This window comes from Bacillus sp. JJ634 (assembly GCF_036962285.1).
Classification (GTDB): Bacteria; Bacillota; Bacilli; order Bacillales; family DSM-1321; genus Peribacillus; species Peribacillus asahii_A.
The window spans coordinates 4,575-16,520 of the sequence record NZ_JBALMU010000154.1; the positions used below are offsets into that span (position 1 = coordinate 4,575).

An 11,946-nucleotide genomic window follows, 5' to 3' on the forward strand; every position below is an offset into this window, starting at 1 on the left:
CAAAAAATGGATGTTTTTTCTTTCGAAAATCCTTCGACAATTTTCTTCACTCTTGCTAAAAAACGACCACAAATTAAACCATCTAATACACGATGATCCAACGATAAACACAAATTCACCATATGTCGAACAGCAATCATATCATCTATAATTACCGGACGTTTTACAATTGTTTCAACTTGGACAATAGCCGCCTGGGGATAATTAATAATCCCCATCGATTGGACAGAACCAAACGAACCCGTATTGTTCACTGTAAAGGTGCCGCCTTGACTTTCTTCCTGTGTAAGCTTACCTGTACGTACTTTTTCAGCCAACTCATGAATTTCACGGGCAATTCCTTTAATTGATTTTTCATCTGCGTGTTTAATAACAGGTACAAAAAGTGCATCATCCGTCGCTACAGCAATGGAAAGATGGATATCCTTTTTTTGAATAATCTTATCGCCCGCCCACATCGAATTCATTTCAGGAAACTCGGTTAGCGCTTGAGCGATTGCTTTGACGAAAAAAGCAAAATACGTAAGAGGGTAACCTTCTTTTTGCAAAAAATTATCTTTTAATGAATTTCGTAACATCACAAGGTTTGTGGCATCAGCTTCAACCATCATCCAAGCATGAGGTGCTTCCTGCTTACTTTTTTGCATATTGGCTGCAATCGCTTTGCGAATCCCTGTAACAGGAATCTCCCGATCGCCAGCTTCTACTGGTAAAGAGAGAGTTTTACTGGATTGTTTTCGAGCTTCTGTTTTCGTAACAGAAGGAGCAACCGCTTCTTGCTTCTCTTGGGGTACATTATTTGCTTCTATAAGGGCTTGCACATCTTTTCTCGTAATCCGCCCTCCTTTTCCAGACCCCTCCACTTGCGATAAGTCGATTCCATGCTCTTGTGAAAGTTTTAATACAGCTGGTGAGTAACGCATCTTCATCGAATGCTTTTCCAAGAGGGTATCTTGATGTGCAGGAAGTGATTTCGTACTAGAGCTAGCTATTGTCTGTGTTGGGCTCGCTTCCTCTACTTCAATTAAACAAATGATTTCATTCACTGCTAATGTTTCCTCTTCTTTAGCGACTAGCTCTTTAATGACACCTGTAAATGACGATGGGATTTCAGCACTTACTTTATCCGTCATCACTTCGGCAATTGGACTGTATTTTTGTACGAAATCACCTGGTGTAACGAGCCATTTACTAATCGTTCCTTCTGTTACACTTTCGCCCAGCTGCGGCATTTTCATTTGTTCAATCGCCATATTACTCCTCCTTCTGCGCAGATTTAATACTCAGCTAGCTCACGCATCGCTTTTTCTACTTTTTCTGGGTTTACCATAAAGTATTTCTCCATTGTTGGTGCATAGGGCATCGCTGGAATATCCGGGCCTGCTAATCTCATAATAGGAGCGTCTAAATCAAATAAGCAATATTCTGCAATAATGGCAGCCACTTCGCTTATGACACTCCCTTCCTTGTTATCTTCTGTAATAAGCAGAACTTTCCCTGTCTTGACAGCCGCTTCGATAATACTTTCTTTATCAAGCGGATAAACTGTACGCAAATCCAAAAGATGAACAGAAATCCCATCACTAGCAAGCTTTTCAGCTGCTTGGAGAGCAAAATGAACACAAAGCCCGTATGTGATAACGGTAATATCCTCTCCGCTTCGTTTCACATCTGCCTTTCCAATTGGCAATACATAATCATCCGAAGGCACTTCTCCTTTAATCAGACGATACGCTCGTTTATGCTCAAGAAACAGAACAGGATCTTCATCGCGAATCGCCGCTTTCAATAAGCCCTTTACATCATACGGTGTCGATGGCATAATAATTTTCAAGCCTGGTTGATTAGCAAAGACCGCTTCTACTGATTGCGAATGGTACAGAGCACCGTGAACACCGCCGCCATATGGGGCACGAATAACAAGTGGACAATTCCAATCATTGTTTGACCGGTAACGGATACGTGCAGCTTCCGAAATAATTTGATTGACAGCAGGCATAATAAAATCCGCGAACTGCATCTCTGCAATTGGCCGCATGCCATACATGGCAGCACCAATTCCAACACCAGCAATGGCTGACTCTGCTAATGGCGTATCGATTACCCTCTCTTCACCAAATTGATCAAATAGGCCTTGTGTCGCTTTAAATACGCCGCCTTTTTTACCGACATCCTCACCAAGTACAAACACGCGTTCATCTCTTTCCATTTCCTCACGAATAGCGTGTGTAACAGCCTCAATATAAGAAATGACTCCCATCTTTATTCCTCCCCATATACATGTTTCATCGCATATTCTGGACTTGCATATGGCGCCTGTTCAGCATAATCTGTTGCTTCATTAACAATTTGCATCACTTCTTCATTCAATTGTTTTTCACGCTCTTCATCCATTACACCGACGTCTTTTAAATATTGGCTAAAGGTAAACAAAGCATCCTTTATTTTTGCTTCCGCTACCTCCTCTTGTGTTCGATACACTCGATCATCATCATCGCTTGAATGAGGCGTGAGTCGGTAAGAAACCGTTTCAATCAATGTCGGACCGTGACCTGCCCGTGCACAATCTGCCGCTTCTTTAACTGCTTGATACACGGCCAACGGATCATTTCCATCAACCGTTACACCTGGTATTCCATAACCGATAGCACGGTCAGATACATTTTCACACGCTAATTGTTTAGAAATTGGTACGGAAATAGCATACTTATTGTTCTCACACATAAAAATAACCGGCAATTTATGAACACTGGCAAAATTGATTCCTTCATGAAAATCCCCTTGATTCGAAGACCCTTCTCCAAACGTCACAAAGGTCACTAATTTTTCCCGGTTCATTTTACCTGCCAGCGCAATACCAACTGCATGAGGCACTTGTGTTGTTACAGGAGAGGACCCTGTGACAATTCGATTGCGCTTTTGCCCAAAATGACCAGGCATTTGTCTACCTCCTGAGTTTGGATCTTCAAGTTTGGCAAATCCTGATAACATTAAATCACGAGCTGTCATCCCAAATGCCAATACAACACCAACATCCCGATAATAAGGAAGCACATAATCAAGCTTTCTATCAAGAGCAAATGCAGCTCCTACTTGAGCGGCCTCTTGACCTTGACAAGAAATTACAAATGGTATTTTCCCTGAACGATTTAACAACCACATCCGTTCATCAATCCGACGAGCAAGAAGCATTGTTCGAAACATATCCAAAACCATTTCATCACTTAAACCGAGTTTATGGTGTCGTTTCTCAACTTTTTCAACCATTTAAACCCCTCCCTACAGTCTATTAAAAATGTAATGCTAAGCCATCAACTGCAAGAGCCGCTTCACCGATAGCTTCCGATAAACTTGGATGAGGATGAACCGCTGAAGCTATTTCCCACGGAGTTGCATCCAATACTTTTGCAAGACTCGCTTCAGAGATCATATCCGTCACATGCGGCCCAATCATATGCACACCTAGCACATCATTCGTTTGTTCATCCGCAATGATTTTAACGAAGCCTTCTGTTTCACCATATACAAGTGCCTTACCAATCGCTTTAAATGGAAACTTTCCGACTTTTATTGTAAATCCTTTTTTCAATGCCTCTTGCTCTGTATAGCCTACACTTGCTATTTCTGGACTGGCATAAATACATCTTGTAATCCATGAAGGATCTAAAGGTGCGGGCTGCTGTCTTGCTAAATGCTCAACAGCAATAATGCCTTCGCGTGCAGCTACATGTGCAAGCTGCAATCCCCCGATACAATCTCCTATTGCATAAATATGAGATTCCTTCGTTTGGTACATGCTATTCGTTGAAATGTAACCTTGTTCAAGAGCAATCTCTGTATTTTCTAAACCAATATCAGTTACATTAGCGTCCCGTCCTACGGAAACAAGAATTTTGTCTCCCATATATTCTTGAAGTTCGCCATTGACCTCTGCCTTAATTGAGACAACTTCTCCTGTCTTCAAGGTTTCAGGTAATACTTTTGCTTCCGTCACAATACGAACTCCTTTTTCCCGAAGAATACGCATCATTTCTTTCGCCACTTCTTCATCTTCGTGAGGAAGAATATACGGAGCATACTCAAGGACCGTTACTTGCACCCCGAAATCGTTCAACAGCGAAGCCCACTCTACCCCAATGACTCCTCCTCCGATTATAATGATCGACTGCGGCAATGTTTCTAATTGAAGAGCCTCTTCCGATGAAAGGACATACTGACCGTCAATTGATAAACCAGGTAATGTTTTTGGCCGAGAGCCCGTCGCAATAATGACATGCTGCGGCAGCAAAATGGCATTATCACTACCATCATTCATCTCTACAGAAATAGTCCCTGGCATGGGGGAAAAAATAGAAGGGCCCAATATTCTGCCCATCCCTTCATACACAGAAATTTTCCCTTGCTTTAATAAATGTTGTACACCGCTGTAGAGTTTGTTCACAATTCCCTCTTTTCGCTGCTGTACTCTAGCGAAATCTATTCCAACATGGTCCTTTAAAATTCCATATTCCTCACTCTTCTTTACAGTCCTGTATACTTCCGCGCTTCGTAAAAGGGCCTTTGAAGGGATACAGCCGCTATGAAGACAGGTTCCTCCTAATTTTCTCTTTTCAACAACAGCTGTTTTCAAACCGAGCTGACTAGCTCGAATAGCGGCAACATAGCCTCCCGTCCCCCCACCTAGAATAACAACATCATACTCCTCTGCCATATTACTCCTCCTTCCTCTTGTACATATCCTTGACTTATTTACGACGATTTAAAATATGTTTTTCGTTTTGTATAAATTGACTGCGTGAATATCTCATTCTAGCAATCCGTTCCTCTGCCATACGATTAGCAGCCTTATATGTTGGAATGTTGTCGCGCTTTGCAATTTCAAACACTTTAGTAATATTATCATAAATGTTCTCTACTTTCTTTAATGCGCGCTCACGATTATAACCTATTAGCTCATCTGCTACGTTGACTACTCCGCCAGCATTAATGACATAATCCGGAGCATAAATAATCCCTTTTTCATGAAGTTGTTCGCCATGAAGCGAATTCTTTAATTGGTTATTCGCTGATCCTGCAATGACTTTTGCTTTTATGGTCGGAATGGTTTCATCATTCAGAACGGCACCAAGAGCACACGGAGCATAAATATCGCAATCTACGCTATAAATCTCTGCTGGTTCAACCGCTTTTGCTCTAAATTCATTTACTGCTCGCTGAACAGCGGCTTGCTGAATATCTGTTACAATCAACTGCACTCCTTCTTCATAAAGATGACGGCATAAATGATAGGCAACATTTCCCACTCCTTGGACGGCGACTGTTTTTCCTGCTAAAGAATCGGTACCGAATGCTTCCTTTGCTGCAGCCTTCATCCCTCGATATACACCATAAGCAGTCACCGGAGATGGATTCCCCGAAGAACCAAAGGCAGGTGATATTCCTGTTACATAATCCGTCTCTTCATGAATAAGATCCATATCCTCTACAGTCGTCCCTACATCTTCTGCCGTAATATAGCGTCCATTTAAACTTTGGATATAACGTCCAAATGCACGAAACATAGCTTCGTTTTTATCCGTATGTGGATTTCCAATAATTACGGCTTTTCCCCCACCTAAATTCAAACCAGCTGCCGCATTTTTATATGTCATCCCTCGTGCTAATCTAAGCGCATCTTCAATTGCAGCCTCTTCAGATGGATACATCCACATTCGAGTACCACCAAGAGCAGGGCCTAATGTTGTATCATGAATCGCAATAATAGCCTTTAAACCCGATTGTTTATCCTGGCAAAAAACAACCTGTTCATAATCATATTTCTCAAGATATTGAAACATTTCCATAGTAAAATCCCCCGGAAGATGTATTTTCATTTTGTATTGATTAAAATATGAATAGTTCAGTCACATGGTTAACCTGAAATAAACTTCTCACCCATATAACATGCAAGTTTAATGCCACTATATGTAAAGTCTGTATAAATTACATAAAATAAGTCTCTTCCCTTGTATTCATAAGGAAAAAAAGAAGATGCTGAATAGATTCACAGCATCTTTCTGCACACTCTCGTTCGTAAAATGCACTATTTTTTGCACAGTTAAGCAAAATATTGCATGCAATCATTTGCACAAATTAGTTTTCTCCATTTTATAATATAAGCTTCTTACCGAAATCCCTAATGATTTAGCAGTTAATGTTTTATTGCCTTTAAAGGTTTGTAACGCTTGTTGAATTACTTTCGCTTCATAAGCTCCGACCAGCTCATTTAATGACTCATTGCTTTTAAAAGAAGGTGTAAACAATAAAGCGGATTCCTTTGGATGCTCAGCACTTGTACCTACTAAATTGGGAATATGCTTGGCCTCAATCACTTGTTCATTCAGCTTCATTAAAATAATCGCTCGTCCTAAAATATTCTCTAACTCCCGAACATTGCCTGGCCAATCATACTGCCTCAATTTCTCAATCGCATCTTCTGAGATTCCTTCAATGCCTCGTCCATATTCTTGATTAATCTTATGAATTAAATGCTCCGCTAACTCCTTCATTTCTCCTTTTCTTTTTCTCAAAGGAGCAATAAAAATAGGCATACGATTCAACCGAAAATAAAGATCTTCTCGAAAACTCCCATTTTTAATAGATTGTTCTAAATCAATATTCGTTGCAGCAATGACACGTACATTAATCGGAATTGGTTTTGTTCCGCCAACTCTCATAATTTCGCGCTCTTGCAGTACGCGAAGCAGCTTTGCTTGAATTTTCGGAGCTAACTCGCCGATCTCATCTAAAAATAAACTGCCATGATTTGCTTCCTCAAAAAAGCCAATTTTCCCGCCGCGTTTTGCACCTGTAAACGCCCCATCCTCATAGCCAAACAATTCCGATTCCAATAAGTGCTCAGGGATGGAGGAACAGTTAATCGCCACAAAAGGAGCAGACGCACGGGTGCTTTTATGGTGAATCGCATGAGCAAATAATTCCTTCCCGGTACCCGATTCCCCGATTAATAACACCGATGAATTACTTTCGGATACTCTTTCGGCGAGCGTTTTTGCCGCAAGAAAAATAGGACTGTTGCCAATTAAGTCCTCAAAGCTGTATTTACTCCGCAAATCTCTTTGAGCTTTTGCTTGATAATAATTTAATTCTTCGACGAGGTTTTGAATTTTTGTTCTATACATCCGCCATTCCTCAGGATTGCGAAACATCACATTGCCCACAGCGCCAACAACCTTCCCATCCTCAAAAATAGGAAAACGGTTGGCAATCATTTCACTGCCATTGATTTTTTGAACAGCGGCCAGTTCCGCCTTCCCTGTTTTGACCATCCTGTGCATTCTTGAATTTTCAATCACATCCTGTACAGGCTGACCAATCGCCTTTTCCATAGTTGTCCCAATAAACTGGCAATATCCCTCGTTGATATATAAAATCATTCCGTTATCATCGATAATGACCACACGTTCCGCTAACAGATTGATAATTTGCTCATGCCAACTGATTGGTACTCCGTCAAATGCCCGACTCACTTTTGCTTCCCCCTTGTTGCACTCGTTCTATTTATTATAACAAAAGCAGTCTAAAATTACGTATGGGTACGGATTCAAAATGAGCCAACCATTACTCAATCAACCATATTGTTTAACGGAGACATTTACGCTAACGAATTTCACACTGAGGGGCATGTGAGTTGTTCATACTATAAAACTTTCATCTTAGCCCCCTGCTTATTTTCAGGGCGGCTTTCTTTTTATCCCACACTTAACGGGCAATAAGCCCCCCACCTTAAGCTTATGAGGAGCTAAAGAAGATAAGTGAGGGACAACTGCCCGTTAAGGTCCGATTGGTAAAATACAGTGAAACTTACCTTTGTGGTTTTCAAAGGTAAGCTTTCACCAATCAGGTTCATACGGTCACTTGATTGAAAGCGAAGCTTGAAATCTNNCATCCTCATAGCCAAACAGCTCGCTTTCCAACAAAGATTCCGAAATAGCCGCACAATTGACACGTATAAATTTATTAAATTTCCGATCGCTCTCATTATGAATCGCATGAGCAAATAGCTCTTTTCCTGTTCCTGATTCACCGCGCAGCAGCACCGTTGCTGGCGTTTTCGCAGAAAGTTTAGCTTGTTCAATTGCCAGCACCATATCATCGGACTGTCCAATAATATCCTCAAAAGAATATTTCGCTTGTAATGTTCGGATAAGTCGCTGAGCATGCTTTAATTCAGTCGTTAATTTTTGAATTTCAGATACATCATGTATAACCCCAACACTTCCCTTCAATTCCCCATCTACAATAATAGGAGCCACATTGACAATAACTTCTTTTCGTCTTGGACCAACACACATATTGACACCACGAACAGGTCTTCTCGTTTCTAGTACTTGCATATGCATACTGTCGCCTTCATAAATATCCGTTGTCGCAGGTTTACCGATCACCTGTTCCTTCGTCAATCCGGTAATCCTCGTATAAGCTGGATTGATTAGCAGCCCGCGTCCTTGTTCATCTACTACGGAAATAGCTTCATCGCTCGATTGGATAATCGCCTCAAGCATCGTATTCGACTCTGTCTTTAATTTATGTATAAGCTGTTGTTTCTCTTTCGACAATTTAGCGATAATCTGCGCTACACTGCCAGGAATCAGCAATGCTTCATGACCTTTCTCCCTTCTTATCTCTTGAAAAACGGACTCATTTCCCGATGTATCGATAATAATGTCTGCCTTATTTGTATATTCATTCTTCCATGATAATGCTGTAGGAATATGGAAACCCCGCGCTAACTGCATCCCGGGTGCTTCTCGATTAATATCTACCATACAGAGAACCGAAAAAGCATCACTTTCTAAAAGAATGTTCAAAAGGGTTGTGCCTCCCTGACCCGCGCCGACAATCATGACGTTCTGCATCTAGGTCACTCCTCTCCCTGCAAAAAAAATAGTCTAGCCCTATTTTAATCCTTATATTGGAAACTTGACAAATAATACATATTCTTTATCATTTTTATTATAAAGGAAACTATTGGAAGGGATTTGACCAAATGAAACGTTTAATCGCTTTTACAATCCTGTTTATCCCCGGAGCATTGGCCGCTTACGGTATTAAGCTTATGAGAGATATGTTATTCGCTATTCAACAACCGCCTTATCCTGCGCTTTGGGTACAATCTATAGCTGGTCTTCTATTTACAATTGGCGGGATTGCCTTTATAGCTGGGTTTATTCTTCACCGCGATCGTAAACGTCATAAAGTTCAAAGTCGATTTGATAAAATGAAACTGCCTTAAATCATAAAAAAACCGAGCTCTCTGTTGCTCGGTCTTTAATTCGTCATAGAAATCAACCGACCCCTTACTTGTTTAGCAAGTTTAGGATCATCTGTAATAATGCCGCTACAGCCTTTCTCAAAAAAATGTTTCATTTGCGCTTCTGTATTAATCGTATAAGGCCGAATGGCCACCCCTGCATCCAATGACTCTTTAATAATTACATCATGAGCAGCTCGAAATTGAGGATGAATTCCTTTGGCAGCAATTGACTTCGCATAAATCCATGGCATAAATATTCCTTCTCGATAATTAGGAGCGGTTTCTATATCAGGAGCTAAACGATAACAATAGACAAGGCTGTAATGATTAAAAGAAGCTAATATAACTCTATTTTCAAACCCATACATTCGAATTAATTGAATTACTTTTTCCTCTAATCCAGGATACTCAAAGACCGTGTTTTTCAATTCAATAATACAGCTTAATTGATTAGTTTGAAGCCAATCAAACAGCTCCACTAATGTAGGGATTTTTTCAAACACCGATTTCGCTTTATGACCAAAACTAGCATTTAACTTTTTTAACTCACTTAACTTCCAATCCTTTACATATCCTTTTACTCCAGTCGTTCTATTTAGTTTCTCATCATGAATAATGACAACTTCTCCATCCGCGGATAATTGCACATCTACTTCTATTCCATCCGCTCCCACTCGCTGTGCCTCTATAAATGCACCCATTGTATTTTCCGGATGCGTGCTTGCTGCTCCTCGATGGGCAATAATGTGCATCATAAACACTTACCTCCCTTCATGAAAATCACTATCTTTTCATTTTTATGAAGATAGATAAGTATTTAATAATGGTTATTTTTCAAAGTGCAGATTGTTGTCTTGTACAAAAAACGTTCCTTTCGTCGATTCTACTAGCTTCTTCCTCGTACTTTTAATTTGTAAATTTGTATCTGGATAAGCAACTTGTCCAATCGTAATTTCTCCATCGCCCTTCGATTCGAGCATTCCCATTAGCACCTTACGCTTTTGGTCAAACTGAAAAATATCTTCGGTAATTTTTTCAAACTCTAATATCGTTTGTTCATACTGTTTATTTTGAGCATCATTAAGTTCATCCATAAAGGTATCGTACACATTTAATCGTTCTTTAATATTCTCAAGTTCTTGAATTTTTGTTTTATAATGAGTCAATATTTCATTTAACTCTTCTTTCAGCTGATTACGATCGAAGCCCTCTACATGAATACACGTTTTACGCTCCATTCGATTTCCGATAACCCCTGCTCTTACTTTCCCACGCGCTTCAATCATTCCCCCAATTAATTTACCGCACCGTTCATCTGTTATAATATTTTGCGCCTTTAATGTACTACCCAGTGAATAATAACCGATATGAATATCTCCCCCGGCCTCTAAATAACATTCATTTGCATGCTTAACGTAAATATTTCTCCCTGCAGCAATTTTTGATTTGCCTTTTCCAAAAATACCACCTTTAATAAAGACATCTCCTAGCTTTGATTCAATCATTTCAACATTGCCCACACCCAGCTCACCTAAAATCGAAATGTCTTTCGTTGCAGTGACTGAAAAACCATCCAACACTGCTCCTGTAACCGTCACATTTCCATCAAAATTGATATTTCCTGTCTCTACGCCAACATCCCCCTCAATAATAAAGTGATCTCCGACAGTGACTTTTCCTGAATGAAATTCGACTACACCATTTATTAAAGCCCGAAGAACAATTTTTCCAGCTTCTTTAAAAGCACCCACTGTTTTTGGATCATAGAGAAGCTTTTTATTTTTACCATTTGGAATAACAACATATTCCCCTGTAATGGTTTTTCCAGGAATCGAGCTGGTTGGAGGAATTTTCTCTCCAAGCCAATCCCCTTTTTTCACTTGATCCAAGAAACCCATATCATAATAGTCAGCTTTCCCATCATCGCGAATGGCAGGCTTTCGCTCCGAACGTTTATAGTATGTAATTACTGCATCACTTCCGGGCACAGGTCCTTGCCCTTTAGCAATCATAATACTTTCATTCACAACTAGCTCATTTTGAATTACATGTATTAGAATCCCTTCCGTAATTTTCTCTTGATTAAGATGGTCGAATATATCGGAGACGATTTCGGAGTAATGCTGATGAAGGTATTGACTTGTACAATTCAATTTTATAGAAGCAGACATTTTGTTTGAAGCAATTCCCCATTCAATAATTGGTTTTTTTCTGCCTGCACGAACTTTACCGCCACTCGCAGCTGTAATTGCATCATTAATGCTCTTCAAATCTAAATCTAATTGTGGATTTTGAACCATAATCGAATGAATCTGCAAAAACGAGCAACCTTTTTGATAGACGGTTAAATAAATGACCCCATCTTCTTCCTCTAATAACATTTCATCATTTTTTTCGATAATCATAGAAGCACCTCCATTAACCAACTTTTGGACTATCTACATATTATTATATAACAATCTAGTCAAGGATTTTGACTAAATTATGAATAATTTGTACTAATTCATAAGTAAGCGTTATCAAAAAAATAATCCCCAATAACTATAAGTATTGGGGATTCCTAACTCTCTCATGAAGCTTTATGTTCTAAGCGAAGTTTGACTGCTACCATTGCAATAAATTCAGAATTC

Annotated in this window: 9 protein-coding genes and 1 pseudogene; 1 reads left to right on the forward strand and 9 read right to left on the reverse strand. The window is 39.9% G+C overall.

Annotated elements, in window-relative coordinates; all coding sequences use genetic code 11:
• The 7 genes and pseudogenes from V7068_RS19785 to V7068_RS19815 form a co-directional block, all read right to left on the reverse strand.
• Positions 1 to 1,253 (reverse strand): dihydrolipoamide acetyltransferase family protein (locus V7068_RS19785; RefSeq protein ID WP_499714205.1); only part of this gene is annotated, 1,253 nt, incomplete at its 3' end.
• Between the two features lie 23 nt (positions 1,254 to 1,276).
• Positions 1,277 to 2,260 carry an alpha-ketoacid dehydrogenase subunit beta gene (locus tag V7068_RS19790; RefSeq protein ID WP_127761274.1) on the reverse strand — a complete coding sequence of 328 codons (984 nt, stop codon included), beginning with the start codon at positions 2,258 to 2,260 and terminating at the stop codon, positions 1,277 to 1,279.
• A 2-nt stretch (positions 2,261 to 2,262) separates the two neighbouring features.
• Positions 2,263 to 3,267, reverse strand: a complete 1,005-nt coding sequence (locus tag V7068_RS19795; protein ID WP_499714206.1) for a thiamine pyrophosphate-dependent dehydrogenase E1 component subunit alpha — start codon at positions 3,265 to 3,267, stop codon at positions 2,263 to 2,265.
• A 22-nt stretch (positions 3,268 to 3,289) separates the two neighbouring features.
• The gene (gene lpdA, locus V7068_RS19800; protein ID WP_499714207.1) at positions 3,290 to 4,711 is read right to left on the reverse strand and encodes a dihydrolipoyl dehydrogenase; all 1,422 of its coding nucleotides are present in this window, start codon (positions 4,709 to 4,711) and stop codon (positions 3,290 to 3,292) included.
• A 34-nt stretch (positions 4,712 to 4,745) separates the two neighbouring features.
• Positions 4,746 to 5,843, reverse strand: coding sequence for a branched-chain amino acid dehydrogenase (bcd, locus tag V7068_RS19805; protein WP_499714208.1), 1,098 nt, complete (start codon positions 5,841 to 5,843; stop codon positions 4,746 to 4,748).
• Positions 5,844 to 6,119: 276 nt separating this feature from the next.
• A complete protein-coding gene (locus V7068_RS19810; RefSeq protein WP_499714209.1) occupies positions 6,120 to 7,529 on the reverse strand; it encodes a sigma-54 interaction domain-containing protein in 1,410 nt (469 codons plus the stop codon).
• Between the two features lie 399 nt (positions 7,530 to 7,928).
• A pseudogene (locus tag V7068_RS19815) lies at positions 7,929 to 8,918 on the reverse strand (sigma 54-interacting transcriptional regulator); the annotation flags it as partial.
• Between the two features lie 131 nt (positions 8,919 to 9,049).
• Between V7068_RS19815 and V7068_RS19820 the strand changes: the two are divergent.
• The gene (locus V7068_RS19820) at positions 9,050 to 9,295 is read left to right on the forward strand and encodes a DUF2627 domain-containing protein (protein WP_119115455.1); all 246 of its coding nucleotides are present in this window, start codon (positions 9,050 to 9,052) and stop codon (positions 9,293 to 9,295) included.
• A 35-nt stretch (positions 9,296 to 9,330) separates the two neighbouring features.
• Here V7068_RS19820 and V7068_RS19825 read toward each other — a convergent pair whose 3' ends face one another.
• Together V7068_RS19825 and V7068_RS19830 are read right to left on the reverse strand one after the other, a co-directional pair.
• Positions 9,331 to 10,071, reverse strand: coding sequence for a glycerophosphodiester phosphodiesterase (locus V7068_RS19825; protein ID WP_499714210.1), 741 nt, complete (start codon positions 10,069 to 10,071; stop codon positions 9,331 to 9,333).
• Positions 10,072 to 10,143: 72 nt separating this feature from the next.
• Positions 10,144 to 11,721, reverse strand: coding sequence for a flagellar assembly protein A (locus V7068_RS19830; protein ID WP_499714211.1), 1,578 nt, complete (start codon positions 11,719 to 11,721; stop codon positions 10,144 to 10,146).
• Positions 11,722 to 11,946 lie beyond the last annotated feature (225 nt).

What these genes read in the sequence shown, in the direction of transcription:
- V7068_RS19790 (WP_127761274.1), bottom strand. Translation starts at nt 2,260, where the DNA reads ATGGGAGTCATTTCTTATATTGAGGCTGTTACACACGCTATTCGTGAG.
- V7068_RS19795 (WP_499714206.1), bottom strand. Translation starts at nt 3,267, where the DNA reads ATGGTTGAAAAAGTTGAGAAACGACACCATAAACTCGGTTTAAGTGAT.
- lpdA (WP_499714207.1), bottom strand. Translation starts at nt 4,711, where the DNA reads ATGGCAGAGGAGTATGATGTTGTTATTCTAGGTGGGGGGACGGGAGGC.
- bcd (WP_499714208.1), bottom strand. Translation starts at nt 5,843, where the DNA reads ATGGAAATGTTTCAATATCTTGAGAAATATGATTATGAACAGGTTGTT.
- V7068_RS19820 (WP_119115455.1), top strand. Translation starts at nt 9,050, where the DNA reads ATGAAACGTTTAATCGCTTTTACAATCCTGTTTATCCCCGGAGCATTG.
- V7068_RS19825 (WP_499714210.1), bottom strand. Translation starts at nt 10,071, where the DNA reads ATGATGCACATTATTGCCCATCGAGGAGCAGCAAGCACGCATCCGGAA.
- V7068_RS19830 (WP_499714211.1), bottom strand. Translation starts at nt 11,721, where the DNA reads ATGATTATCGAAAAAAATGATGAAATGTTATTAGAGGAAGAAGATGGG.